This is a genomic window from Acinetobacter sp. T63 (assembly GCF_053852345.1).
Map to the genome: position 1 here is coordinate 1,418,748 of NZ_CM132659.1, position 24,165 is coordinate 1,442,912.

Annotated in this window: 24 protein-coding genes, 1 tRNA gene and 2 pseudogenes; 17 read left to right on the forward strand and 10 right to left on the reverse strand. The window is 42.9% G+C overall.

The features are described from left to right. The first annotated feature begins 5 nt into the window (after positions 1–5). The 3 genes from clpS (at position 6) to ACVLR6_RS06920 (ending at position 3,172) form a co-directional block, all read left to right on the forward strand. Positions 6–422 (forward strand): ATP-dependent Clp protease adapter ClpS, encoded by a 417-nt coding sequence (gene clpS / locus ACVLR6_RS06910; protein ID WP_035363010.1) that lies wholly within the window; start codon positions 6–8, stop codon positions 420–422. Between the two features lie 9 nt (positions 423–431). Continuing rightward, the gene (clpA, locus tag ACVLR6_RS06915) at positions 432–2,708 is read left to right on the forward strand and encodes an ATP-dependent Clp protease ATP-binding subunit ClpA (RefSeq protein WP_005177712.1); all 2,277 of its coding nucleotides are present in this window, start codon (positions 432–434) and stop codon (positions 2,706–2,708) included. Between the two features lie 110 nt (positions 2,709–2,818). Beyond that, positions 2,819–3,172 (forward strand): YnfA family protein, encoded by a 354-nt coding sequence (locus tag ACVLR6_RS06920; RefSeq protein ID WP_005177718.1) that lies wholly within the window; start codon positions 2,819–2,821, stop codon positions 3,170–3,172. An 84-nt stretch (positions 3,173–3,256) separates the two neighbouring features. Here the strand turns inward: ACVLR6_RS06920 and ACVLR6_RS06925 are convergent, their stop codons facing one another. Then, the gene (locus ACVLR6_RS06925) at positions 3,257–3,730 is read right to left on the reverse strand and encodes a hypothetical protein (RefSeq protein ID WP_160243223.1); all 474 of its coding nucleotides are present in this window, start codon (positions 3,728–3,730) and stop codon (positions 3,257–3,259) included. Positions 3,731–4,088: 358 nt separating this feature from the next. Here ACVLR6_RS06925 and ACVLR6_RS06930 point away from each other — a divergent pair. Continuing rightward, a pseudogene (locus ACVLR6_RS06930) lies at positions 4,089–5,342 on the forward strand (MFS transporter). 78 nt (positions 5,343–5,420) lie between these two features. Here ACVLR6_RS06930 and argF read toward each other — a convergent pair. Both argF and ACVLR6_RS06940 read right to left on the reverse strand, forming a co-directional pair. Then, positions 5,421–6,335: an ornithine carbamoyltransferase gene (gene argF, locus ACVLR6_RS06935; RefSeq protein WP_005177730.1), complete on the reverse strand. Its 915-nt coding sequence runs from the start codon at positions 6,333–6,335 to the stop codon at positions 5,421–5,423. A gap of 114 nt (positions 6,336–6,449) precedes the next feature. Continuing rightward, positions 6,450–7,100 carry a TetR/AcrR family transcriptional regulator gene (locus ACVLR6_RS06940; RefSeq protein WP_075167741.1) on the reverse strand — a complete coding sequence of 217 codons (651 nt, stop codon included), beginning with the start codon at positions 7,098–7,100 and terminating at the stop codon, positions 6,450–6,452. A 226-nt stretch (positions 7,101–7,326) separates the two neighbouring features. On the opposite strand from ACVLR6_RS06940, the gene prpB reads away from it, so the two are divergent. Continuing rightward, positions 7,327–8,211 carry a methylisocitrate lyase gene (gene prpB / locus ACVLR6_RS06945; RefSeq protein ID WP_005177735.1) on the forward strand — a complete coding sequence of 295 codons (885 nt, stop codon included), beginning with the start codon at positions 7,327–7,329 and terminating at the stop codon, positions 8,209–8,211. Between the two features lie 4 nt (positions 8,212–8,215). Further along, positions 8,216–9,355, forward strand: coding sequence for a bifunctional 2-methylcitrate synthase/citrate synthase (gene prpC / locus ACVLR6_RS06950; RefSeq protein ID WP_104513285.1), 1,140 nt, complete (start codon positions 8,216–8,218; stop codon positions 9,353–9,355). Positions 9,356–9,434: 79 nt separating this feature from the next. On the opposite strand, the gene ACVLR6_RS06955 is transcribed toward prpC, so the two are convergent. Both ACVLR6_RS06955 and ACVLR6_RS06960 read right to left on the reverse strand, forming a co-directional pair. Continuing rightward, positions 9,435–10,055 (reverse strand): aminotransferase, encoded by a 621-nt coding sequence (locus tag ACVLR6_RS06955; protein WP_455996115.1) that lies wholly within the window; start codon positions 10,053–10,055, stop codon positions 9,435–9,437. A 74-nt stretch (positions 10,056–10,129) separates the two neighbouring features. Then, positions 10,130–10,612, reverse strand: coding sequence for a CinA family protein (locus ACVLR6_RS06960; RefSeq protein WP_005177742.1), 483 nt, complete (start codon positions 10,610–10,612; stop codon positions 10,130–10,132). A gap of 209 nt (positions 10,613–10,821) precedes the next feature. Here ACVLR6_RS06960 and ACVLR6_RS06965 point away from each other — a divergent pair, with 209 nt between their 5' ends. The 5 genes and pseudogenes from ACVLR6_RS06965 to ACVLR6_RS06985 all read left to right on the forward strand — a co-directional run. After that, complete coding sequence (locus tag ACVLR6_RS06965; RefSeq protein ID WP_005177745.1) at positions 10,822–11,055, forward strand: hypothetical protein; 234 nt, start codon at positions 10,822–10,824, stop codon at positions 11,053–11,055. Between the two features lie 177 nt (positions 11,056–11,232). After that, the gene (locus tag ACVLR6_RS06970) at positions 11,233–11,376 is read left to right on the forward strand and encodes a hypothetical protein (protein WP_168395233.1); all 144 of its coding nucleotides are present in this window, start codon (positions 11,233–11,235) and stop codon (positions 11,374–11,376) included. 118 nt (positions 11,377–11,494) lie between these two features. Then, positions 11,495–11,827 carry a hypothetical protein gene (locus tag ACVLR6_RS06975; RefSeq protein ID WP_160241333.1) on the forward strand — a complete coding sequence of 111 codons (333 nt, stop codon included), beginning with the start codon at positions 11,495–11,497 and terminating at the stop codon, positions 11,825–11,827. 399 nt (positions 11,828–12,226) lie between these two features. After that, the gene (locus ACVLR6_RS06980; RefSeq protein ID WP_005177751.1) at positions 12,227–12,463 is read left to right on the forward strand and encodes a hypothetical protein; all 237 of its coding nucleotides are present in this window, start codon (positions 12,227–12,229) and stop codon (positions 12,461–12,463) included. 405 nt (positions 12,464–12,868) lie between these two features. Then, positions 12,869–13,132: pseudogene (locus tag ACVLR6_RS06985) on the forward strand (transposase); the annotation flags it as partial. Between the two features lie 50 nt (positions 13,133–13,182). Here ACVLR6_RS06985 and ACVLR6_RS06990 read toward each other — a convergent pair. Beyond that, positions 13,183–14,115 carry an IS5 family transposase gene (locus ACVLR6_RS06990; protein ID WP_419876762.1) on the reverse strand — a complete coding sequence of 311 codons (933 nt, stop codon included), beginning with the start codon at positions 14,113–14,115 and terminating at the stop codon, positions 13,183–13,185. Positions 14,116–14,414: 299 nt separating this feature from the next. Between ACVLR6_RS06990 and ACVLR6_RS06995 the strand changes: the two genes are divergently transcribed. The 3 genes from ACVLR6_RS06995 to ACVLR6_RS07005 all read left to right on the forward strand — a co-directional run bounded on the left by ACVLR6_RS06995 (position 14,415) and on the right by ACVLR6_RS07005 (position 17,203). Continuing rightward, positions 14,415–14,491: transfer RNA gene (locus ACVLR6_RS06995), tRNA-Arg, on the forward strand. Between the two features lie 1,126 nt (positions 14,492–15,617). Beyond that, a complete protein-coding gene (locus ACVLR6_RS07000; RefSeq protein WP_411687313.1) occupies positions 15,618–15,764 on the forward strand; it encodes a hypothetical protein in 147 nt (48 codons plus the stop codon). Between the two features lie 278 nt (positions 15,765–16,042). Then, positions 16,043–17,203, forward strand: coding sequence for an MFS transporter (locus ACVLR6_RS07005; RefSeq protein ID WP_168397630.1), 1,161 nt, complete (start codon positions 16,043–16,045; stop codon positions 17,201–17,203). A 48-nt stretch (positions 17,204–17,251) separates the two neighbouring features. Here the strand turns inward: ACVLR6_RS07005 and ACVLR6_RS07010 are convergent, their stop codons facing one another. Continuing rightward, a complete protein-coding gene (locus ACVLR6_RS07010) occupies positions 17,252–18,739 on the reverse strand; it encodes an amidase (protein WP_016658162.1) in 1,488 nt (495 codons plus the stop codon). Positions 18,740–18,936: 197 nt separating this feature from the next. Between ACVLR6_RS07010 and ACVLR6_RS07015 the strand changes: the two genes are divergently transcribed. Continuing rightward, positions 18,937–19,428: a hypothetical protein gene (locus tag ACVLR6_RS07015; RefSeq protein ID WP_034597534.1), complete on the forward strand. Its 492-nt coding sequence runs from the start codon at positions 18,937–18,939 to the stop codon at positions 19,426–19,428. A 65-nt stretch (positions 19,429–19,493) separates the two neighbouring features. On the opposite strand, the gene accC is transcribed toward ACVLR6_RS07015, so the two are convergent. From accC to aroQ, 3 genes are read right to left on the reverse strand one after another with little or no spacing between them, the layout of a single operon-like run. Continuing rightward, a complete protein-coding gene (gene accC, locus ACVLR6_RS07020) occupies positions 19,494–20,858 on the reverse strand; it encodes an acetyl-CoA carboxylase biotin carboxylase subunit (protein ID WP_005177767.1) in 1,365 nt (454 codons plus the stop codon). 17 nt (positions 20,859–20,875) lie between these two features. Next, a complete protein-coding gene (gene accB / locus ACVLR6_RS07025) occupies positions 20,876–21,298 on the reverse strand; it encodes an acetyl-CoA carboxylase biotin carboxyl carrier protein (RefSeq protein ID WP_005177770.1) in 423 nt (140 codons plus the stop codon). Between the two features lie 16 nt (positions 21,299–21,314). Continuing rightward, positions 21,315–21,770 carry a type II 3-dehydroquinate dehydratase gene (gene aroQ / locus ACVLR6_RS07030; RefSeq protein ID WP_005177772.1) on the reverse strand — a complete coding sequence of 152 codons (456 nt, stop codon included), beginning with the start codon at positions 21,768–21,770 and terminating at the stop codon, positions 21,315–21,317. A gap of 1,062 nt (positions 21,771–22,832) precedes the next feature. Here aroQ and ACVLR6_RS07035 point away from each other — a divergent pair. Further along, the gene (locus tag ACVLR6_RS07035; RefSeq protein WP_005177774.1) at positions 22,833–23,090 is read left to right on the forward strand and encodes a hypothetical protein; all 258 of its coding nucleotides are present in this window, start codon (positions 22,833–22,835) and stop codon (positions 23,088–23,090) included. A 3-nt stretch (positions 23,091–23,093) separates the two neighbouring features. Next, the gene (locus tag ACVLR6_RS07040) at positions 23,094–23,840 is read left to right on the forward strand and encodes a zeta toxin (protein WP_455996117.1); all 747 of its coding nucleotides are present in this window, start codon (positions 23,094–23,096) and stop codon (positions 23,838–23,840) included. The last annotated feature ends 325 nt before the right edge of the window (positions 23,841–24,165 follow it).

The following is a 24,165-nucleotide window of genomic DNA, read 5'->3' on the forward strand; positions in this document are numbered from 1 at the left end:
CTCTTATGCGAAGTAACAAACGACCAATTTGTTTAAACGAAATCAAACAGTCTTTTCAGCAGTCCGGCATGGTGGACTGGCATTTTAATCCGCGTTTAAGTACGGATGAGCCGAATGAGCATGAGGACGGAGACATTGCAGTACAGACGGCGCCGCCTGAATTAAAGCGTCCACCACTATACGCTGTCGTTTTATTGAACGATGACTATACCCCAATGGACTTTGTAATTGAAATTTTACAACAATACTTTGCAATGAATCTTGACCAAGCGACTCAAGTAATGCTAACTGTACATTACGAAGGAAAAGGTATTGCAGGGGTTTATCCGCGAGACATCGCAGAGACCAAAGCAAACCAAGTCAATAATTACGCTCGATCTCAAGGTCATCCATTACTTTGTCAGATTGAGCCTAAAAACTAAGGGGGTTACATGCTCAGTCGTCAATTAGAAGTATCATTACGTTTGGCTGTTAGCATGGCTCGTCAAAAGAGACATGAGTTTCTGACGGTAGAACATTTATTATTGGCTTTGCTCGACAATGATTCTGCAGTAAATGCGCTAAAAGCATGCGGGGCAGATATTATTGTGCTGCGCAAAGAACTTGAAGAATATGTAGAACAACATACCCCTAAACTCGGTGAAAACAGCGATCAGGCACCGCATCCAACGGAAAGCTTTGACCGTATTTTGCAACGAGCAATTTTCCATGTGCAATCCAGTGGTGGTGATCGCACAGTCGAAGGCGCAGATATTCTGGTTGCGATGTATTCGGAACGGGATTCTTTTGCCGTATATCTATTAAAACGCCATCAAATTAACCGTTTAACCTTAACTCAGTATCTTTCTCATGGTACGCGTAAAGAAGAATCGCAAGCCGAAGAAGAAATTGAAGAACTCGATGGGGAAAGCTCAACTTCGGCCAATAGCGGTCCGCTGGAGCTGTATACCACCAACCTCAACAATGAAGCGGTGAAGGGCAAAACTGACCCACTGATTGGCCGTGAAAAAGAAATTGAACGCGCCGCGCAAATCTTATGTCGCCGTCGCAAAAACAACCCGCTGCTGGTCGGTGATCCGGGGGTGGGTAAAACCTCAATTGCCGAAGGTCTGGCCTGGTTAATCGTGAATGGTAAAGCGCCAAAACCACTGCTCAATTCAGAAATTTACAGTCTGGATATTGGTGCCTTGGTGGCCGGAACCAAATACCGCGGTGATTTTGAAAAACGCCTGAAACAGCTGTTAAATGCGTTAAAGAAAAAGCCGGAAGCGATTTTATTTATTGATGAAATCCACATGATTATTGGTGCCGGTTCCAGCATGGGCAGCACCATGGATGCCTCGAACCTGATTAAACCGGCGCTAGCCAATGGCACTTTGCGTTGTATCGGTTCGACCACGTTCCAGGAATATCGTCAGGTCTTTGAAAAAGACCATGCCTTGTCACGCCGTTTCCAGAAAATTGATGTCAATGAGCCATCAATTCCTGAAACCATTGATATTTTACGTGGCCTGAAATCAAAATTTGAAGATTTCCACCATGTCCAATATGATGATAAAGCACTGGTTTCTGCGGTTGAGTTGTCATCTAAATACATTAATGACCGTTTCTTGCCAGACAAGGCCATTGACGTGATTGATGAAGCCGGTGCACAGCGCCGTCTGAAAGATGAGCAGGAAGATCGTCTGATTACCGTGGAAAATATCGAAGATATTGTGGCGAAAATTGCCCGTATTCCACCGAAAACGGTGTCTAAAGATGACAAGACTGTGCTTGAGCATCTGGAACGTGATCTGAAACGTGTGGTGTTCGGTCAGGATGAAGCGATTGAAGCGTTAGCATCTGCCATCAAACTGTCACGCGCCGGTTTGAAATCGCCTGATAAACCAGTGGGTAGTTTTGTATTTGCCGGCCCGACCGGGGTGGGTAAAACTGAAGTCACCAAGCAGCTGGCCAAATTGCTGGGTGTCGAGCTGGTCCGCTTCGATATGTCGGAGTACATGGAACGCCACGCGGTGTCCCGTTTAATTGGTGCGCCGCCGGGCTATGTCGGTTTTGATCAGGGTGGTTTGCTCACCGATGCGATTCATAAAAATCCGCATTGTGTGCTGCTACTCGATGAAATTGAAAAAGCCCATCCGGATGTGTTTAACCTGTTGCTGCAAATTATGGATCATGGCTCATTGACCGATAATAACGGGCGTAAGTCAGACTTCCGTAATGTGGTGCTGGTACTGACCACCAATATTGGTGCAGAAAGTATTTCTCGTGTCAGCATTGGCTTTATGGAACAGGACAACAGCAATGACAACCAGGAAGCAATGAAAAAAGCCTTCTCGCCTGAATTCCGTAACCGTCTGGACAGCGTGATTCAGTTTAAAGCCTTGCCGACCAGCGTGATTGAAAGCGTGGTCGACAAGTTCCTGACTGAACTGCAAGCTCAGCTGGATGAGAAAAAAGTTATTCTTGAAGTAGATCAGGATGCACGTGAATGGATGGCTGAACATGGCTATGACCGTTTAATGGGTGCACGTCCAATGCAGCGCTTAATTCAGGAACACCTGAAGAAACCACTGGCAGAGATGATCCTGTTTGGTGAGCTGGCTGAACACGGCGGCAATGTAGCCGTATCTGTCAAGAAAGAAAACGGTAAAGCCACCGGTTTGAAACTTGAAGTATTTGAAGATCAAACCGCTGAACCGGCTTAATCCTGTACTTGAATATGAAAGCCCGTGTACGCACGGGCTTTTGTTTGCTTAAGGTTTATCTTTTTACCTTTCTATTGGAAAGCTGCGCGTCACTTGTATTGTGAGTTTTTATGGATTTTTCTATCACTAAAATTCTGACCACGGTTTGTCTGTTCTTGGTGACGGCGGTGGCGGAAATTTTGGGCTGTTACTTTCCTTATTTAATTTTGAATCAGGGGAAATCACATTGGCTCTGGTTGCCTACGGTATTGGCTCTAGCGGTATTTGTCTGGCTGTTAACCTTGCATCCGGCAGCATCAGGGCGAATTTACGCCGCTTATGGTGGAATTTACATTTTTACCGCGCTGATGTGGCTGAAATTTGTCGATCAAGTCAGTTTAAGTCGTTGGGATCTGCTGGGTGGTCTGGTGGTGATGTGCGGCGCGCTGATTATTATTTTGCAGCCACAAGGACTGGTGCGTTAATTTTTTCTATTGTCATTGTGGGCTGAAAATGGGAATTTACTGCGGCAGGATCTACTACCGCAGTTAGTGATTAATCGGGTTGGTTTAGAATTTACATTCCGAATTTTTTAGCTGTAACTGATACTGCTGCTGCGCCGAGCTTAACTGCAGCTCAATCCGGTAGGGATTGACGCGTTGGAACTGATGCTCAAAAATCATCTCGCAATTCTGCAGTAAATTCTTTTTCATGATTTTTTTCACTTCGCTATGGCCGACATCCTGAGCAAACTGCTCAAAATCCGGGCTGCTAATCAAACCTTTCACTTCAACCCGGTCTGCAAACAGCTGCATCTGTTCAATAATCGTATTCTGATCGACCTGATACGGCAGGGTGCGTGAATCTTCCACACTAATAATATTCAGAATTTCATTAAGTCCGGTCGTATTCTTGATTTTGTACTCGGTATCAATGATCTGTTTTTGTTGCAGATATTGGTCCAGTTCACTGGCATGGCTGGTGAATGAAAAGACACTGAGTCCGAGGGCTAAAACTGTCGACAAATAGATTTTATTGTTCATTCGAGTCACACATTATGAGCTGTATTTTAGACATTTATATCAACATGAATAGGGCGGATAAGCAACCACCCGATCTGGCTTCATCTTTATAAATATAAGAAATATATAATCTATTTATCTGTAAATTATTGTGTTTAAAGACTTTTTAACTAAAAAATTGATCAAAAATTACATTTTATTTTTTGTGTGAAGTTTCAACTAAAAGTTATATTGGCAACGCGCTTATGCTGTATCTAAGCAAAAATATCTCCTTATGTGGCAAGAGCTTATCGCCTATACATGAGAAATTTCAATAAATTAAAAATGAGGAAGATAAACCTTGAGCCAAGCTTAAACCAAACAGGAAAAAGCCAGTCGAATTAAGGGAATTATCGGGGCGGCCTCGGGCAACCTCGTCGAATGGTTCGATTTCTATATCTATGCTGTATTTGCGGTTTACTTTACCCAAGCGCTGACTGCACCGAACATGGATAGTTCTACCCAGGCCATTTATGTCTGGGGGGTATTTGCGGCAAGCTTCTTTATGCGTCCGATTGGCAGCTGGCTGTTTGGACGTATTGCCGATAAACATGGCCGTAAAAAGTCCATGGTGATTTCCATCTGCCTAATGGCCTTCAGTTCCTTTCTGTTTGCTGCATTGCCGACTTATGAACAGGTCGGGATGGCGGCACCGTTCCTGCTGTTGCTGGTGCGTTTGTTACAAGGCTTGTCGGTTGGCGGGGAATATGGTGCGGTTGCCACCTATATGAGTGAGCTGGGTTTAAAAGGTCAGCGCGGCTTTTTTGCCTCGTTCTAATATGTGACTTTAACCGGCGGACAGTTACTGGCCAGCTTGCTGGGTGTAATTTTCCTGAGTTTTATGACCGAGCAGCAGTTACAGGATGGCGGCTGGCGTATTCCGTTTGTGATTGGTGGTCTGGCTGCCATTGCCTCACTGCTGGCACGAAGCCGTCTGGAAGAAACGTTGTCACATGAAGACAGCGATAAAGAAGAGTCGGGCAGCTTAAAAGAGCTGTTTAAAAATCACTGGAAAACTTTCTTGCTGGTGGTGGGCTATACCTCGGCGGGTTCACTTAGTTTCTATGTGATTACGGTTTATTCCAAAACCTATCTGACCAATATCGGCATTGATTCGCAGACGGTCGGGCTAATCATGACGGGCTGTATTTTTATTCTGATGGTGGCGCAGCCATTCTTCGGGATTTTATCAGACAGGATTGGTCGCAGAAATTCGATGCTGCTGTTTAGTGGTCTGATGGCGATTGCCATTTATCCTGTTATGGCAATCGGGATGCGTGCCTTTAGTGATTCACCCATGATGGTGGCCTTGCTGTTGATTTTCCTGATGATGCTGTTAAGTCTGTATACCTCGATCAGTGGAATTGTAAAAGCGGAAATGTTCCCGCCGCATGTGCGTGCACTCGGTGTTGGTTTCTCTTATGCGGTTGGTAATGCAGTATTTGGCGGCTCAGCCCCTTCAGTGGCTTTACAGTTTAAATCAGCCGGTATTGAAAACAGTTTCTTTATCTATGTGATTGTGATACTGGTGATCTGTTTCTTCTATAGTCTGCAAATTCCTCATGAAGCGCGCTATTTAAAAGATGATCATTAATCCGGATTTCATGACTTGATCAAAACGAAAAAAGCACCGGGAATGAACGGTGCTTTTTTATCTTGATGCGGTTAGCAATTATTTTAAATGCTCGTTGATCAGGAATTCCATTAGGGCTTTTTGTGCGTGTAGACGGTTTTCCGCTTCATCCCAAACCACAGAATTTTTATGATCCAGCATATTTTCTGAAATTTCTTCACCGCGGTGTGCAGGCAGGCAGTGCATGAACAGACAATCTGGATGCGCTAGATCCATGAGGCGTTCATTAACCTGATAGTTGGCAAATGCCTGTTCACGGATTTTCTGTTCTTCTTCTTGACCCATGCTGGCCCACACGTCGGTCACGATTAAATCGGCATTGACTGCGGCATCTTCAGCAGAATCGACCAGTTCAACACAGTGAGCAAATTCAGACAGGAATTTTTCTTGTGGCTCATAACCTTTAGGTGCGGCCACTTTCAGCTTGAAGCCCCACATGTGTGCCGCTTCAATATACGAGTTACACATGTTGTTGCCATCACCAATCCAGGCCACGGTTTTGCCTTCGATTGGACCGCGATGCTCAAGGAAGGTTTGCATATCGGCCAGTAATTGACATGGATGATGATCGTCAGTTAAGGCATTAATCACCGGCACTTTGGAATAAGAAGCAAAACGCTCCACAATGTCATGTCCAAAGGTGCGAATCATGACAATATCCAGCATGCTTGAAATCACGCGTGCTGAATCTTCAATAGGCTCACCACGACCTAACTGGGTGTCGCGTGGAGATAAGAAAATTGCGCTACCACCAAACTGATTCATACCAGCTTCAAACGATACACGGGTACGGGTACTCGACTTCTCAAAAATCATGCCCAAAACTTTACCAATAAAAGGTTGGAAAACTTCATGCTGATGCTGCTTGCGTTTAAGTTCAATTGCGCGTTGCAAAATCTGGTTAAGTTCTAAAGTCGACAGGTCGCGTAAAGTGAGAAAGTGACGTAGAGCCATTCGTTACTCCACAATAATTGCTGAAATTGAAATCAAAACAACAATTAGTTGTTGGTTGGTTAAATAAAATAGGGAATCGGCTAATATACTATATTGAATCGAAATTGCAAAAAACTAGACGATTTGGTGACCTTGCAGAAAGTGATCGACACAGTAATGAATATAGTCATCTGTGGTTTGCGGGTCATCCTGAACAGGCAAGCCCATTAAAATCCGCCATTCCAGATTACGCAGAATGCCAAAGAACAGCTGCGCTGAATAAAGTGAATTCTCACAGCGAATCAGACCCTGGGCGGCGGCATGATCCAGCGCATGTGCAATGGAAGTTTGCAAATGCTTGGGGCCTTGTTCATAGATATAACGCGCCAGTTCCACATTGTGCTGGGTGCGCTCCAAAATTAACCTTAAAAAGGCAGAATTGGCCGGCACACTTAAATGGCTTTTAAAATTATCTAGTGTATGAATTAAATAAGCCCGTAAATCACCCTCAAAAGATTCAAAGGGTAAGCAAATGTCTTTAAAGAACTTTTCCGCACGATAATCACAAATGGCGGTAAACAGGCCTTCTTTATTGCCAAAATATTTATAGATAAAGGCCTTGGAACCACCGGCATGATGCACGATATCATCCAGCGAGACAGCATCGTAGCCATGTTCCAGAAACAGGTCATTGGCGCTCAATAATAAAGCCAGACAGCGTTCATGCCCACGCTTGGTCGGAGGGACATCTTTGCTAAAGGGTTCTAACTGAGCCAAATCATGCATAATCAGGGAGCAGGCCGCCAATTGGTAAGGAATAAATATAATTGTAGCAAATATATGACCGCTTGGCATGGAATAGCGTAGACGGAAATGTATTGACTTTTTTCTTACAGATTTACTTGAATATTTGACTAAAGTTTTAGGGACTTTATTCTAATTGGTCATGGTTTAGGCAAAGATTCTGAGTATACTCAAGCCTCAATAATTAGAAACTACTGTGGAAAGGACGATGACAGAACAAACATCTGCAGGCTTAAGATTCAGACAGGCGCTGGACACGGAAAAGCCCTTACAAATTATCGGTACAGTCAATGCCTATGCAGCCATGATGGCAAAACAGGTCGGCTATAAAGCCATTTATGTATCGGGTGCAGGTGTCGCCAATTATTCCTACGGTTTGCCGGATTTGGGCATGACCAGCCTCGATAATGTCCTGGAAGATGTACGCCGTATTACAGAACGTGTCGATACACCTGTGCTGGTAGATATTGATACCGGCTGGGGCGGTGCATTTAATATTGGCCGTACCATCAAGCAAATGATTGCAGCAGGTGCTGCTGCGGTGCATATTGAAGATCAGGTGGCGCAAAAACGCTGTGGCCATCGCCCGAACAAGGAAATTGTGACCCAGCAGGAAATGGTGGATCGTATTAAAGCGGCAGTCGATGCCAAAACTGATTCCAACTTTGTGGTGATGGCGCGTACCGATGCCTTGCAAAAAGAAGGTTTGCAGGCGGTGATTGACCGGGCCTGTGCCTGTGTCGAGGCAGGTGCAGATGCCATTTTTGCAGAAGCCATGACCGACATTACCATGTACAAAACTGTTTGTGATGCAGTCGGTGTACCGGTACTGGCGAATATTACCGAATTTGGTGATACGCCGTATTACACCACTGATGAACTAGCTGAGCAGGGCGTGCGTATGGTGTTATATCCATTGTCGGCAACACGTGCAATGCAAAAAGCAGCGCTGGAAGTGATGCAGTCGATTCGTGAGCATGGCACACAAACCCATGTGCTGGATAAAATGCAGCAACGCAAAGAATTATATGAATTTTTAGATTACCACACCTTTGAAAACACATTAGATAAACTGTTCAAGCAGGAGAATTAAAACAATGGCTGAAGGAAAAGTACTGACTGGCGCTGGATTGCGCGGACAAGTCGCAGGGAAAACCGCATTATCGACGGTTGGAAAAAGCGGTGCGGGTCTGACCTATCGTGGTTATGACGTGCAGGATCTGGCGGAAAACTGCCAGTTTGAAGAAGTCGCTTATCTGATCTTCTTTGGTGAATTACCTACCAGCGAACAACTAACCAGCTATAAAGCCAAGCTGAAATCTTTACGTCAGTTACCAGATGCACTAAAAGAAGTACTGGAGCGTATTCCGGCCGATTCACATCCCATGGATGTGATGCGTACTGGCGTGTCGATGCTTGGCAATCTGGAAACCGAACAGTCGTTTGATGTGCAGCAAGATGTTGCTGACCGTATTCTGGCCGCTTTACCGGGCATTATCTGTTACTGGTACCGTTTTAGCCATGACGGCGTACGTGTTGATGAAAATACCGATGATGATTCAATTGGCGCGCAATTCCTGCATCTGTTACGTGGTGAAAAACCAAATGAGTTGCATGAACAGGTGATGAACGTGTCGTTAATTCTGTATGCAGAGCATGAGTTTAACGCATCCACCTTTACGGCGCGCGTGTGTGCATCAACCTTGTCTGATATGCATTCATGTATTACCGGCGCGATTGGTTCACTGCGTGGTCCACTGCACGGCGGTGCCAATGAAGCGGCTATGGAAATGATTGAAAACTGGACTTCTCCAGAAGAAGCTGAGCGTGAAATGCTGGGCATGCTGGAGCGTAAAGAGAAAATCATGGGCTTTGGTCATGCTATTTATAAGGACAATGACCCGCGTAATGGCATTATTAAAGTCTGGTCAGAGCGTCTGGCCAAAGATGTGGGTGATACCGTACTTTATCCAGTATCGGTCCGCTGTGAAGAAGTGATGTGGCGCGAGAAAAAACTGTTCTGTAACGCAGACTTCTTCCATGCTTCGGCCTATCACTTTATGGGTATTCCGACCAAGCTGTTCACGCCAATCTTTGTGATGTCGCGTGTGACCGGTTGGGCGGCGCATGTGATGGAACAGCGTGCAGATAACCGTATTATCCGTCCAAGTGCGGATTATACCGGTCCAGAACTGCGTAAAGTGGTGCCAATTGCAGAGCGTACTTCGGCGGCTTAATCTGCCGTGTACTTGAATAAAGCCTCATCTGAGGCTTTATTTTTTTTGCTGCTATATTTTTTTCGCTCCATTTTTGCGGTTATTGAGGAGTGCTGAGTAGAACCGGATCTTCAATCGGATAGCCCATTTCAAACGGAATGCCTAAATATTTTACAGTCACTAGCATTTTGGACTGCTGCGGAATGTTATAGGCCTGGTGAATGTTCAAACCTTGCTTGTAACTGGTGGCTTGTTGGACGGTACTGCGGAAGTTCCCCGCATCAACCCGATAGCAATACTGCCACTGCGGCACTGGTTCCGTACCATTAATCCAGTCGGCACTACGTTTGCTACTGTGTAAAACCTTAATTTGTGCCTGTTGCGTTCTAAGCTTGGTTAAGGGTTTTAGGCGGTTTTTAATTTTGGCCAATTCGGTATTAAAACGGGTAGGCGGCTGGTCATAGTCAATCTTTTTGGTTTCGGGATTAATATACAGAGAGTTGACCTGAACCAGCTGATTCGGCTGTTTCGATTTAAAGTTGTAATAATACAGCTGTGGCAAACGGCCACGGCCATCTTCATAATGGCGCAGCAGATAGACTTTTTGATCTTTCTGGTCATAGCCCAGCACTTCAATCCGTTGCTGGCCGCCGACGGTGGCAAAACTGATGATGGGCAGACAGGCCAAAGCAGAAAATAAGAATGGTTGAACCAGTTTCATACTTCGACTCCACATTGCAGGATATGGTTTTACTTTAAGCTAAAATCATGGAGAAAAGATGAGAAACAGTGTATCTAGGCGGGTGAAGATAAAATAAGCGCCAATACTTCCTGTGCCACCAATTGGGTCAGCTGATCCAGCCGTTCAATCGGGCTACCATCCAGCAGATAATGAAAATTATGCAATTGCTGCTGATAGTGAATGGCAATATAAAAAGTGCCTTCGGGTTTCTCTGCAGAGGCGCTGCCACCGGGTTTTAGCAAGCCGGTACAGGCCACCACAATATTGGCCTGTTTAAACAGAGCCTGGCCATGCAAGGCCATCTGCGCGGTAATTTCTGCAGACTCCGCCGTGTAATGCGCGATCAGTGCCGGATCAATCTGTAACAGGTTGGCTTTAATGCTCGGGTCATAGCTGACCAGCGCCCCGAGTAAAATATCTGCGCCGCTATTTTTATAAATTGAAAACTGGCTGCATAAATAGCCTGAACTGGCACTTTCAATAAAGGCAATGGTCAGTTGCTGTTGTTCCAGCGCATCACAGCAGCGTTTCAGCATGATGAATCTCCATTTCTTCTTCTTTTCCAAGCGATTTTAAGCGAGATCAGCCTCAATCTTGTTGCGGATTCAGGCATTTAGCACTAAAGATCGCGCGTTCCGGTTTCAATTGTATAGCAGTTAGGCGAAACTCGAAATTATCGGTTTATTCTGCTGCAAAAGAATGGTAAAACTAAAAATAAAGTGCTTAGTGAAAGTAGGTTAATACAATGAAAACGATTGTGAAATATATGGTCTTAAAAGACCTCGACTACCAGTTAGGAACCTTACTTTTCCAGGAAGAATTACAGGCCGATGCTTTATATTTTGACCAGATTCCTGAAGTAATTTCTTATCAGAACCATCAGTTTAAAGTGATTAGTAAAGAACTGAAACGCGTCCAGAATGCAGCAGAGCCAGAAAACCTACAACGTATTATTGTCAAAGTCGTGACTGTGGCATAACACTGAAAGTCGCCTGCGGGCGGCTTTTTTTATCTACCTTATTTTTAAAAACTGTTGCAAGAACAAAGCCTGAATTAACAAGAAAGCTGAAATATTGACCAAAGCCATACAGCGCGGCTGTCTTAAATCATGAACAATAAAAATAGTTCAACACAACAATAAAGACAGGAGTCGATGATGGCTAAACCAGAAAAAAACTCGAATGAAAAGACCCAGCAACAGCAACCTCAGCCCAAGACCGATTCACAAGTGATTCCAAATAAAAAGAATCCGCATCCACAACATCCAAGAGATAAACAGGATACCGCCGTACAGCGCTAAGTCTGGGGGATGTTTATCCATCAGCTCCTAATTTCTCATAGTTAAATCAAACGTGTTGCAGGGCAGGAAGCATCAGTATAGCGCAGAGCTCGCAGCAGTTTGATCAAGGAGATGCAAGATGAAGATCGGTTTATTATTTGGCATGTTTGCCAGTTGTACGCTGATGGCATGTCAAAGCGTACCTTCTACACCAGCACAACAGGTAGATGTGACCAAGTCCTTAGGTTTAAAGCAGTGTGAGGGGGATGATCCCAAAGTGCGTTTACAGCAGCTGAAAGAGCAACTGCAGCAGGCCGGGATAGAAGTTTATAATGAAGCACTCGGGCATGATGGTCTGGTACATATTACCGTGTGTGGTGCCAGTACCGGCCAGACTGCCATCTTTACCATTTCGGCCACACAACTGGGTGCGGCGCAAGGCTTGGGATATCAGCTAACGCCAGCACCTTAGTCAATAAAATGTGACAAGTAACGTTTTGAAATTACTTTGAAAAATATGACTTATCGTTTAAAAAAAAATAAAAAATGGAAGCTTTTGCCAATGCTGGAAATCCAGGAAAATAGGACAATTTTAATCAGGAAATATGCGCTGTAAATTCTTATTTTCTCTTGACTTTTCTCTTTATGAGTTTGAGTCCATACATCCCTCGTATGGACTCTTTTTTTGCCTGGATTTTAATAGAAATGTAATTTATTAAAATATTTTAAACAATGGTAAAAATCGAGCAAAGCTAAATAACTGATATTTTTTATATTATATATATATTATTTTTTCTATATTCTTAAAAATGAAACTTTTGCTACTTATATTTAAAACTAATGAATAAAGGTTAAAGTGAGGTTAAAGCAGATGAACGATGTCAGCTTGGAGTTTTTAAATCAGGCCATTGATAAGTGCCTAAAAGAGGGCAAGAAACCGAAAAAACTACGTTTGGGCTATAAATTGTATGCGCATTTTATGCATGATATGCGTTTTTCCAAGGAAGTCCGAGATTCTGCACTCGATCCGGACAAGCGCCGTTATCGTGGAATCAAGCTAAAAGTGACCCAAGATGAGTATGAATTAAGTTTTGTGGAAAAAGAATAATCCGTATTTTTAAATAGATAAAAAAAGTAAATGTTATTTTTTGCTAATTTTAGTGATAGAAAATTAATATAAATTACCAAGTATTCTGGATTTATATACATGTAGGGGATGTATATTATAAATAGGTGAGCTTTTGTAATATAATGCAATTGGTCATATCACTATTTCTTGGTATAAGAACAGAACAATAATAAGAAAGGAGTATGGATATGAAAGTGAATACACGACGGTCTTTAGATATTACGGTTCTGGTGAGTGCTTCATGTATTATCACCTGTCTGATTTACTTATTAGGGCAAAACAGAGTCGTGCTCTTTTAAAAATAAAAACCACCTTCGGGTGGTTTTTATTGACTTTGTTGCACAAACCTAGCATAGACGGCTTCTTCAGCAATATAATTTTCAAATGAAGAAGCCTACACACAAAATCTACCGCACAACCAATTGGCCCGCATATAACCGAGCTCTCATTAATCGTGGGAATATTGCCATTTGGTTCGATCCAAAAACACAATGGTATGCAGAACCTCAAGGCAAACAAGGTCGAAGTCAAACCTACTCCGACATAGCGATTCAATGCTGTTTGATGATCAAATCTCTATTTAGACTCACTTTACGCATGGTCACTGGCTTTGTTCAGAGCCTCATTAAACTTTGTAGATTAGATTGGCTTTGTTGCATAAAGATTTTAAAGATAGAGCTTTCCTAAGTTGTTTAAATTTAAGTGACAACTTGGGTATGAGCTCGGCCTAATTCTATAAATTTATTTAATACTGCCACACGTGCATGAATCTCATTCACCTGGCTTTGAAAACTCCGTGCACTGAGTTTATCTCCCAATAATTTGATGCAATGCATCTTGGTTTCTACCAAGCTTCGGCGATGATACCCAGACCACTTTTTCCAAATTGCTCTTCCTAGGCATTTCACCGTTTTCAACAATTCATTTCTTTCTAAAGATCTCAGCTTTTTGTCTTTCCAGGGCTTCGCATTTTTTCTTGGCGGAATCACCGCATGTGCCTGTCGATCTGAAATGACTTTTCTGCAGTGTTTCGTGTCATAAGCACCATCTGTATAGACAGAATCAATCTGCTCATCAAGTGGAATTTGATCAAGTAAATCTTCGAGTACTTGTGAATCACTGACATTGTTTGTCGTGAGCTGAACGGCCCGTATTTGCAGCGTTTCAGCATCTCTACCAATATGAAGTTTACGCCATTGGCGACGATATTCAGGCTGATGTTTCTTACGTTTCCATTCACCTTCACCTAAAAACTTCAAGCCAGTAGAGTCGACGAGTAGGTGGAGACCATCACGACTTTTCTGATAGCTTATCGCAATATCAATATGCTTTTGTCTTCTACAAATAGTCGAATAATCTGGCGCTGTCCAATCTAATCTACAAAGTTTAATGAGGCTCTGAACAAAGCCAGTGACCATGCGTAAAGTGAGTCTAAATAGAGATTTGATCATCAAACAGCATTGAATCGCTATGTCGGAGTAGGTTTGACTTCGACCTTGTTTGCCTTGAGGTTCTGCATACCATTGTGTTTTTGGATCGAACCAAATGGCAATATTCCCACGATTAATGAGAGCTCGGTTATATGCGGGCCAATTGGTTGTGCGGTAGATTTTGTGTGTAGGCTTCTTCATTTGGAAATTATATTGCCGAAGGAGTCCTTAAGAACAGCTTTGTGCAACAAAGCCATTGAAAAGTATAAAAAAAATACTTACAAAGAAATGAATGCATAGGTCTATCATTCTTGTGATAACTAAGCTATAGTTTTTATATACTGGTCGTATTACGGTTCAACCGAGACCAAGTTATTAAAGGCTCGCCAAATGGTGGGCTTTTTTGTTGCCCCGAGAAATGTCCGTGAAAGCAATATCGGGGCGCCTAATGGCGGATTCCCTTTAATCGTAGTGGTTTAAATTGAATGCCGTCATTCCTTGCGCCATTAGCTCAATTGGATAGAGCATGGGTGTTCTATACCAATGGTTGTAGGCTCGAATCCTACATGGCGTGCCAGATAAGCAAGATTGATTATTAAGTGATCTTTTTGAATAAATGATGATCAAGTTATTAATAAATATAACTTAATTATTACACGCTAAAACATTCTGCATATATTTCTTATACTTACTTATGGTGAGTAGCTGGTATCTTGTGTTCATTCTTAGAACTTCACAACAAAAAGAGATGATGTAACTACAGCCCGTTTAGCCCACCCAGGCTAAGCGGGCTTTTTTTAAGGGAAAAGAATATGTTTAACTTCCTATTCTGCTTATTCGGCCTGCATGGTGCGACTGAGATCGATTACACGATTGATGATGAAGAGATCAAAGTATGTCGTGATTGTTTGAAAGAAGTTAAGTAGGCCCACTCATAGGAATGGATCACGTCTTGCTTTTTTTGATTCAATGTAAGTTAAGATTGAGGCCACAACTAACAATGCTCCAATTGCCATGAAAAATGAATCCTTTGTATAAATCCCAAGCCCAAAACCAATGACACCTCCAGTAAGTAATAATACGGAGAATATCAGTAAAAAAGTGTATTTCATGACTTTCATCACAATAAATTAATAGTTGATAGAAATTTAAAGCATTATTGTTAATGTTGCATTAACAAATAATTACATTTGCCGGACGGATTACGGCACATAAAGCCCTGCCACATACTAGCTATTGGCGGGGTTTTCTTTTCTTATTGGTGGTACCCATGACAGACAAAGTACAAGCTAAACAAGACTTAGAATTTTGCAGTGCTGAGCTATCCAAGTATCAGAATCTCAGTAGATCGGGATTGACGCGGGCAGAGATGCTAACGATTGACGGCATCATGATTAAGCTGAAAGAGCGGATTCGGAATTTGCGTCAAGCAATTTATACTTAGTTTAACAAGATTGACTGAGAAAAATCTGCAAAGTAGTTGTTGTTAAATTATCAATTTATTGTTATCAACCAAGGAACTAATTAGATTATTTTTAATTGATATTTTCATATAAATGATAAATATAACTGGCTTTGTTGCACAAAGATTTCATAACTATATGATTTTAAAAGTTTTGATTATTTTTTGATCCAAAATTAAATTTATTTAAATCAGATGCTTACATATTTATGCAACAAAGCCTAATGAAACTACCACTAAAATGGTTGCTGCCACGCCACCAAGTGTAGAGCCTAATAAAAAACCGTCAGAAACTGTTGAGACAACAGAAGTTAAAAAACTAACTGTAACTAATAAGATTAAAGAGGATGCAAGGGAAGAAAATAAAGAGGAAAAAACGGAGAATTGATAGTAGGCAGAGTAACACTTGAAGTGCGACATAAACCACCTAAGAACCCCATCAATCCATCACCTCACTTAATGCAACGTGCTTTTCATCAAATTTAATCATAAAATTAAGAATATCTGTGTCTTATGCTGCGGTCTACAAAAAATTAGGAAAAATATTTTTTTAAAGTTTGTAGACTGATTTGTAGACAGTTGAACTGCAATCAAGGATAAACTTATGCAATGCTATGCAACCTTTGAATATTTTAAGTTATTGAAAATGCAAGGATATGCAAGCTAATGCAACCTATTCCAATTCGACACAAACTAAGTGGATTCTACTTTTTCTACTACGCCATTGTTGGCACATTTATGCCATTTTGGAGCCTGTATCTGGAAGATCAGGGCTTCAATTATCAGGAAATCGGGATTCTGTCTTCCATTGCAATTATCACCCGTTTTTTTGCCCCTTTTATTTGGGGATGGATTGCCGATAAATCCGGTAAACGCATGTTGCTGGTGCGTATTGCCACCTGGATGGAAGCCTGTATCTGGTTCATGCTGTTTATCATTCCGAATAGTTTTCAGTCAGTCGCGTTGTTGATGCTAATTTTTAGCTTTTTCCAGAATGCCATTTTGGCCCAGTTTGAAGGGGTGACTTTATTCTGGCTGGGCGATCAACGTGAACAGCTGTATGGCAAGGTGCGTAAATGGGGATCGGTCGGTTTTATTGTTGCGGTATTTGGTATCGGTGCCTTGCTGGAAATTATTCCAATCTCCATGCTGCCGGTATTGTTGCTATGTATCGCGTTTCTGGCATTTATCTGGTCTTTTAGTATTAAAGAACCCAGCGCTGCACCAAGTTCCCAAAAACAGCTGGAGCCTTTGTGGCCAGTGTTAAAACGGCCTGTAGTGGCCTGTTTTTTCCTCATTGAGTTTATTCTGCTATTTTCGCATGCGCCGTTTTACAGTTTTTATAGCAATTATCTGAGTCAGGCTGGTTTTAGTACTTCAATAATTGGTTTGTTGTGGTCAGTAGGCGTGATTGCGGAAATTATCATGTTTGCTTATGCAACCTTTTTCCTGTCGCGCTGGTCATGGCGAACGCTGGTGATGGCCTGTTTGCTGCTGACCAGTTTACGCTGGATTGTTGTTGGTTTGGTACCTGACAGTTTTATCGCCCAGTTTTTTGCCCAGACCATCCATGCCTTTAGTTTTGGCTTATTCCATGTGATTGCGATGCGGGTGATTTTTCAGAATTTTAGCTTGGGGCAGCAAGGGCGAGGGCAAGCCATCTATAGCACTATGTGGGGTATGGGGGTGGCATTGGGAAGTATTCTGGCCGGTTATTATTGGGATATTTTTTCAGGGCAAACGGTCTTTATCTGGGCTGGCTTATCTACATTACTGGGTTTGTTGCTGGTCTTTGGTTTACCGAAACAGCTACAAAAACAGGCATAGCAAAAGCCAGTCATACCGACCGGCTGTTGAATCAGGCTATTCAAGTCTTTAAATTTTGATGTGCTGATATTGCGGGAACCAGGGTTGAGCCTGTTCCAGTTGTGCAGCCAGTTGTAGTAATACATCTTCACGAGCAAAAGGTGCAATAAACTGAGAACCTAAAGGCAAGTGCTGTTTATTCCAGTACAGTGGCACAGACATCGCCGGTAAGCCGGTAATATTGGCCAGCTGGGTAAAAGGTACCCATTTCAGGTTTTCCCGTACAATCTGATCGACCAGTTTTCCTTGGGTTAACAGATGCGCCTGTCCGACTTTCAACAAGGCTTTTAACACCGGTTTTTGCCAGGCTGGCGTTTTAACTTCGCCATTCTGGGGAGCTACCGAGGCTGTGGCTGGGGTCAGATATAAATCATAACGGTCAAAGAACTGGTTCATTTGCGTGGTATAAACGCCCCAGTTATTCAGGTTGTGAATATAGTCCAGCGCAGAGGTTTTGGCACCAAATGCAGCCAGCGCCAGTGAGTCCAGCTCGAAATCATCATCACGTGAAGGATACTGTGCGCGAATCTGGCTGAGCATATAAGAGAACTGACTAAACCAGGTGGTAATAAAATCTTTGGCTAGTTGCATGCCATCAATAGCCGGCTGATCTTCAATTACTTCATGCCCAAGGCTGGTTAAGAGTTTTACAGTGTGCTCAATCGCCTGAATAGCATCTTTAGATACAGCGGTGCCAATTGGAGAACGGGTGCTAAACGCAATTTTCAGTTTTTTTGGTGCTTGCTGCATCAGCTGCAGATATTGACCTTCCGGGCGCTGAATCTTAAATAAAGAGCTGTGTTCTTCGCCGTGGGTTGCATCAAGCATGGCAGCGCTATCCCGGACACTGCGCGTCAACACATGCTGAATGGCAGCGCCGTGCATGGCTTCACTCATGGACGGTCCCCATGGGGTACGGCCACGACTCGGCTTTAAACCGAACAAGCCGCAATAAGAGGCAGGAATACGAATCGAGCCACCGCCATCGCCGGCACCGGCCAGTGGCACAATACCGGCGGCCACAGCAGCCGCAGAACCACCCGATGAGCCTCCACTATTATGTTTTAAATGCCACGGGTTTTTACAGCTGCCCCAAGCATCCGGTTCGGTAATGCCTTTGATTCCGAATTCAGGAGTGTTGGTACGGCCAAAAGTCACAATTCCGGCCTGTTCCCAACGATTGACAATTTCAGCGTTTGTTTCGGGAATATAGCCCATTCTTTTTAAGCCTTGACAGCCATAAGAAGTTGGGTAGCCCGCATATTCCTGAAACAGGTCTTTGACCAGAAAGGGTACCCCAGCAAATGGACCAGACAATGGTCCTTGTACGCGTTGCTGGGCATGTTCATGCATCGGAATAATAATTGCATTCAGGCTTTTGCTTTGTTCGGCGCGTTGTACGGCCAGTTCCAGCAGTTCCGATGCCTGAATTTCTTTTTTTGCCACTAATTCGGCCAGCCCCAGACCATCATATTTTAAATATTCTTGTAACTTCATTTTCAATCCTGAAAATATAAATTGTCAGAAACTGTTGTAAGAGATTTTACGCAAAGTTGCAAGGCGAGATTAAAATTTAAACAGTAAAAATTAGCGATTTTGGGGCTTAAAAAAATTGTTGAGTTATGTTTATGCACTAAGTTTATTGCAAAAAATATGCTAACGTTAGCGGGTACTTTATATCATTGAATCAATGTATGAAAAAACTTTATCTCACCAGTTTAATGTTAGTATGTTGCACTGCCGTGATGGCCAATGAAACAAAAACGACAACAACAAATAGTGCTGCCGCAACCGCTGCAAAAGCGCCTGTCAATGCCAATACCGTTCGTGTCATTACCCGTCCTGAAATTGTGGGATTGTGGGGCATGGAAATTCCAAATAACCGCAAATGTATTGAATATTATAATTTTCGGGGTGATAACGATGTCATTATCAAAAGCGGTCAGGAATGGTCGTCTGGCATCTATGACTATCAGCCGGCAGAAGATCCGGCCAGCAGTTTACCTGCCTTAATCATGCAAATTAAATATGACAATAATGAGGTCGATTGTTCCGGTTATCAGGAAGATCAGACCGGGGAGATTTCACAATATTTTGTGCAATGGAAAAACCCGCATACTATTCATTTCTGTAGTAATGAAAAAGCCGAACAGTGCTTTGCCACTTTGCGCCGTGTTTTGCCTTAAAGCTGAAATTCAGCCATAAAAAAACCGCTGAAATCAGCGGTTTTTTTATTTTCACAAGGAAACGCTTAGGCTTCCTTGTTGGCACCTTCAAGCTGCTTTAACAAATGCTTTTCCAGGTAGTGAATATCCATTGCCTGTTTGCAGAAGTTTTCATCTTGCAAGATCAGATCTTTATGTAATGGAATATTGGTTTTCACACCGGTCAAAATCATTTCATCCAGCGCCTGACGCATGCGCGCAATACTGGTGCTACGGTCTTTACCATGCGCAATCAGTTTAGCGATCATCGAGTCGTAATAAGGCGGAATGCTATAGCCCGGATAGATATGTGAATCTAAGCGGATACCGGCACCACCAGACGCGTAGAAGTTTTCAATCTTGCCTGGTGATGGCAGGAAGGTCGATGGATCTTCCGCATTGATACGGCATTCAATGGCATGACCTTTCACCTGAACATCTTCCTGCTGAATGTCGAGGCCTAAACCACCGGCAACGCGCAGTTGTTGTTCAATAATATCAATACCTGTGACCATTTCAGTTACCGGGTGTTCTACCTGAACACGGGTGTTCATCTCGATAAAGAAAAACTCGCCATCTTCAAACAGGAACTCGAAAGTACCGGCACCGCGATACTGCATCATCTTACAGGCGTTGACACAGGCTTCTAAAATATCTGCACGTGCTTGTTCTGGCAGGTTTGGTGCTGGTGCTTCTTCCAGAACTTTTTGATGGCGACGCTGTAAAGAGCAGTCACGGTCATACAGATGGATGGCATGGCCGTTACCATCGCCCAGTACTTGCACTTCAACGTGACGAGGCTTTTGCAGGAAACGTTCCATATAGACCGTATCATCACCAAACCACATTTCCGCATCACGCTGCGCCGCTTGTACCGATTCCAGCAGGGTATCGACACGTTCAACAATACGCATACCACGACCACCACCACCGGCAGCTGCTTTAACAATCAGCGGGAAGCCGATTTCTTTGGCTTCAGCCAGGGCATTTTGTGGTGTTACTGCATGAGCAGAACCCGGTACAGTCGGTACGCCGGCTTTACGCATGGCAGTAATGGCAGAAACCTTGTTCCCCATTAAGCGGATGTGTTCTGGACGCGGACCAATAAAGATAAAGCCTGAGCTTTCTACAATTTCGGCAAATTCCGCATTTTCAGACAGGAAACCATAACCCGGGTGAATGGCATCAGCACCGGTAATTTCCGCTGCGGTAATAATCGCAGGAATATTCAGATAACTGTCGCTGCTCGCGCCCGGACCGATACACACGGCTTCATCACAGAAACGTAAATGCATCAGGTCTTTATCGGCATCGGAATAGATACCGACAGTTTTGATTCCTAAAGTTTTGCAGGCCCGGGTGATGCGAAGCGCAATCTCACCACGGTTTGCAATTAAAACTTTTTGCAACATTGTGAGTCCCCGTGGTCTTAAGCGCGGTAGCGGAAGAGTGGTTGACCAAACTGAATCACTTCACCATTTTTAACTAGAATTTCTTCAATCACGCCGCTTTGAGTTGCTTCAATCGGGTTCATGATTTTCATGGCTTCGATAATACCTAAGGTTTCACCTGCAGAAACGGTTTGACCGATTTTCACAAAAGGTGCTTCACCTGGGCTTGGTGCTGCATAGAACACGCCAACCATTGGAGAAGTTTCAACTGCGCCACGTGGAGAAGATTTCGGTGCTGATGGCAGATCTGCTGCTGGAGCAGGCATTGCTGGAACTGCTGCCGCTACTACTGGACTGCGACGAGTAAGCGCAATCGCCTGATCGCCTTCTTTAACTTCAATCGCTTGTAAGTCAGATTCAATCATCAGGTCGATGAGTTTCTTGATTTTACGGATATCCATGAGACAGTATTCCTAATTAAGATTGCGAAGTGAGTTGAATTTTTTCGATAACGTAGTCAAGTGCAGCAGCATAGCCTTTTGCACCCAATCCGCAGATCACGCCTACAGCTTTATCGGACAAATATGAATGATGTCTAAATGCTTCACGTGCATGCACGTTAGACAGATGGACTTCAATAAACGGGATGGCAACGCCAAGAAGTGCATCACGTACTGCGACTGAGGTATGGGTCAGGGCTGCAGGATTAATAATGATGAATTGAACGCCTTCTTGACCTGCCTGATGAATTCGGTCGACAATGGCACCTTCCCAGTTACTCTGGAAAGTTTCTAGCGAAAATGATGCATTTTGCGCTTGTGTCATGAGCTGCTGATTTATATCCTCAAGGGTAAGGTGTCCATAAACCTCAGGTTCTCGCTTTCCTAGCAAATTTAAATTCGGTCCATGAATAACCAAAATGGTTGAACTCATCCAGCCTGCTCCAATTAATAAGTTGCAAATAGTCTTTGCAAGATGTCTGCAAAGTTTGCTTATTATGGCATGAAATTCCACATTTTTTTTATAATTTCTTTAAATTTACGTGAAAAGCATGTCGCAAAATATGGCTATATCATGCAAACTTTGCATACAATTCGCAATGTTAAAAGATTCCAAATTTGCACGAAATGACGGTTTTTTACATTGTAATGAGAATTGACCAAAACCATTCACAGGTTTGCCGCAAAATAGTTTGATGAGTTTAAGCCCAAGTAGATGGCCTACATGTGCATCCGGTTTTATCTCTGGATTTCCCCCGGAATGCTATCCCTGAATTTGGGGAGTTTTTATCCTCCTCCTGATTTCTATATTGAATTGGCCGCGTTTTAAAATTTATACCATTCAATATATCTGCTGAGAGGTTGCCGCTATAGATTCTGTTTTATCTGGCTTTAAACTACCGTGTTGATATCTTTATTTATTATTGAATTACAAATATTTATCTTTATTTTATGCTTGGGATATAGTAATTCGATTAGTCATTAGCGTGCTGTTTAGATCAGTTTAGCATGTGCTTAATAGTTGGGCTGATCTTTCAGATAGAGGGTGTATGGGAATAAGTTAAGACGCTAACAAGAGATGAGCAATCCTGATTATGAACAGTCATTGTGAAGAGAATTAGAGTAGAGTGGATTCAAAAGTGTTGGATTTATTTTCAGGAAGTCATTGACCAATTCTTTCATTGAAAAAGACAGTTTCGTGTCTTTCTGTACGAAAGCCGTTCAGGCAAGGTTGGCAAAATTTGATAGTTCACGTATTGCCTAAACTGATTTGGCGAGTAGGGCCTTGATTTTAGAATTAAAAAATAACAGTATTGCTTTAATTAAGGGGAAATTTTCTTAAAAGCGACAAATATCTTAATTTAGCCTAAATAAGGCAGATCTATCTAATTCAGTCTGTGACAACCTTGTATCGGCGAAATGCTGTATAAATAGACAAATAGCCCTGATGTGCTAAGATAAAGACATTACACACAGTGTGAACAGGAGTTGTCCAATGACAGCTTATACGATTATGAAAGCAGGCAAGGTGGAGGATGATATGATTCCAAAACTGGCGATTCACGCATTCCGTGATGCTTTTAAGCAGGCATGTGCGTCTTCAACTGTGGTGTATGTGAAAGATCAGCAACTGGTACAGCGCCAGCCGAATGGTCAGGAAAGCGTAATGAAAGATGTATCGGCGGCTTATCGTAGTGCGCAGCATCTTCCAAAAACCTTGACACGTAAAAAGAAATTACAGACCGTTCACTAATTTATGCCACAACCCCGCATCAGGATGTTTGCAGGTCCGAATGGTTCAGGAAAAAGTACCATTAAGGAATATTTGTTGCCCCATCATATTGGGGCATATTTAAATGCAGATGAACTCGAATATCAGCTTAAACACTCTGCAGTTTTGCATTTGGACCATTATCATCGGGCATTGAATGCAGCCGCTTTAATTTCCTTTCTAGAACAAAAACAACGACCGCAGGCAAATACATGGGTGCCTTTATTACGTCAGCCACCGGTGTTAATCAGTGCAAGCTGCGTACAGTTTGATCCTGCAGAAATCGATTCCTATTTATGCGCGCGTATTATTGATTATATTCGCCTGGAATTTTTACGTTTAAAGGTGAGTTTTACCTTTGAAACAGTGATGTCGCATATTTCCAAAGTGGAATTTTTACATGAGGCAAAACGCCACGGATTTAAAACCTATCTGTACTATGTTTCCACGGTTGATCCGCTGATTAATATTGCGCGGGTGCAGTATCGCGTAGAGAAGGGCGGGCATGGCGTGCCTGAACAAAAGATTAAACAGCGTTACTACCGCAGTATGGATTTATTAATGCAGGCGGTGGATGCCACAGATCGAACCTACTTTTTTGATAACTCAACGGATGGTCAAGCCGCATCGTTCCTGGCCGAGATTGAAAATGCCGAGCTGTTAAAAATAAATTCCGAGGCGCAGGTGTTGCCAGAGTGGTTTGTAGAGAAAGTTTTAAATGCTTTTGAGTAAGTCAGTTCACTTGGATGGGTATTCATCTCTATTTCTGATCAGCAGCTTTAAAACGCCAAGAAATTAAAGCCAAACTACATAATATTCTGCCGAAGTACAAAATTCCCCGAGGATATATTCGGGGGGATTTGCCCAACTATCAAGATCAGCTAATTAATTCACATGATTTTTCTAGCAAACTGTTTTCCATTTACGACCTGTAAGGCGGTTTATTAAACTAAAATAGTCTTTATCCAAGTCCTATTTTTAGAGATGTGCTGGCCGCGCTAAGCCTCTAGTCGCTGGAAGCTTTTTTTATTTCCTTTATTTTTTTAAGCGCTTCATT

What these genes read in the sequence shown, in the direction of transcription:
- ACVLR6_RS06980 (WP_005177751.1), top strand. Translation starts at nt 12,227, where the DNA reads ATGAACGATGTCAGCTTGGAGTTTTTAAATCAGGCCATTGATAAGTGC.
- ACVLR6_RS06920 (WP_005177718.1), top strand. Translation starts at nt 2,819, where the DNA reads ATGGATTTTTCTATCACTAAAATTCTGACCACGGTTTGTCTGTTCTTG.
- ACVLR6_RS06970 (WP_168395233.1), top strand. Translation starts at nt 11,233, where the DNA reads ATGGCTAAACCAGAAAAAAACTCGAATGAAAAGACCCAGCAACAGCAA.
- ACVLR6_RS07005 (WP_168397630.1), top strand. Translation starts at nt 16,043, where the DNA reads ATGCAACCTATTCCAATTCGACACAAACTAAGTGGATTCTACTTTTTC.
- ACVLR6_RS06940 (WP_075167741.1), bottom strand. Translation starts at nt 7,100, where the DNA reads ATGCATGATTTGGCTCAGTTAGAACCCTTTAGCAAAGATGTCCCTCCG.
- ACVLR6_RS06955 (WP_455996115.1), bottom strand. Translation starts at nt 10,055, where the DNA reads ATGAAACTGGTTCAACCATTCTTATTTTCTGCTTTGGCCTGTCTGCCC.
- ACVLR6_RS06975 (WP_160241333.1), top strand. Translation starts at nt 11,495, where the DNA reads ATGAAGATCGGTTTATTATTTGGCATGTTTGCCAGTTGTACGCTGATG.
- ACVLR6_RS06960 (WP_005177742.1), bottom strand. Translation starts at nt 10,612, where the DNA reads ATGCTGAAACGCTGCTGTGATGCGCTGGAACAACAGCAACTGACCATT.
- ACVLR6_RS07040 (WP_455996117.1), top strand. Translation starts at nt 23,094, where the DNA reads ATGCCACAACCCCGCATCAGGATGTTTGCAGGTCCGAATGGTTCAGGA.
- clpS (WP_035363010.1), top strand. Translation starts at nt 6, where the DNA reads ATGCGAAGTAACAAACGACCAATTTGTTTAAACGAAATCAAACAGTCT.
- ACVLR6_RS06965 (WP_005177745.1), top strand. Translation starts at nt 10,822, where the DNA reads ATGAAAACGATTGTGAAATATATGGTCTTAAAAGACCTCGACTACCAG.
- ACVLR6_RS07015 (WP_034597534.1), top strand. Translation starts at nt 18,937, where the DNA reads ATGAAAAAACTTTATCTCACCAGTTTAATGTTAGTATGTTGCACTGCC.
- ACVLR6_RS06925 (WP_160243223.1), bottom strand. Translation starts at nt 3,730, where the DNA reads ATGAACAATAAAATCTATTTGTCGACAGTTTTAGCCCTCGGACTCAGT.
- accC (WP_005177767.1), bottom strand. Translation starts at nt 20,858, where the DNA reads ATGTTGCAAAAAGTTTTAATTGCAAACCGTGGTGAGATTGCGCTTCGC.
- prpC (WP_104513285.1), top strand. Translation starts at nt 8,216, where the DNA reads ATGGCTGAAGGAAAAGTACTGACTGGCGCTGGATTGCGCGGACAAGTC.
- ACVLR6_RS07010 (WP_016658162.1), bottom strand. Translation starts at nt 18,739, where the DNA reads ATGAAGTTACAAGAATATTTAAAATATGATGGTCTGGGGCTGGCCGAA.
- ACVLR6_RS07035 (WP_005177774.1), top strand. Translation starts at nt 22,833, where the DNA reads ATGACAGCTTATACGATTATGAAAGCAGGCAAGGTGGAGGATGATATG.
- aroQ (WP_005177772.1), bottom strand. Translation starts at nt 21,770, where the DNA reads ATGAGTTCAACCATTTTGGTTATTCATGGACCGAATTTAAATTTGCTA.
- ACVLR6_RS07000 (WP_411687313.1), top strand. Translation starts at nt 15,618, where the DNA reads ATGGTTGCTGCCACGCCACCAAGTGTAGAGCCTAATAAAAAACCGTCA.
- argF (WP_005177730.1), bottom strand. Translation starts at nt 6,335, where the DNA reads ATGGCTCTACGTCACTTTCTCACTTTACGCGACCTGTCGACTTTAGAA.
- accB (WP_005177770.1), bottom strand. Translation starts at nt 21,298, where the DNA reads ATGGATATCCGTAAAATCAAGAAACTCATCGACCTGATGATTGAATCT.
- clpA (WP_005177712.1), top strand. Translation starts at nt 432, where the DNA reads ATGCTCAGTCGTCAATTAGAAGTATCATTACGTTTGGCTGTTAGCATG.
- ACVLR6_RS06990 (WP_419876762.1), bottom strand. Translation starts at nt 14,115, where the DNA reads ATGAAGAAGCCTACACACAAAATCTACCGCACAACCAATTGGCCCGCA.
- prpB (WP_005177735.1), top strand. Translation starts at nt 7,327, where the DNA reads ATGACAGAACAAACATCTGCAGGCTTAAGATTCAGACAGGCGCTGGAC.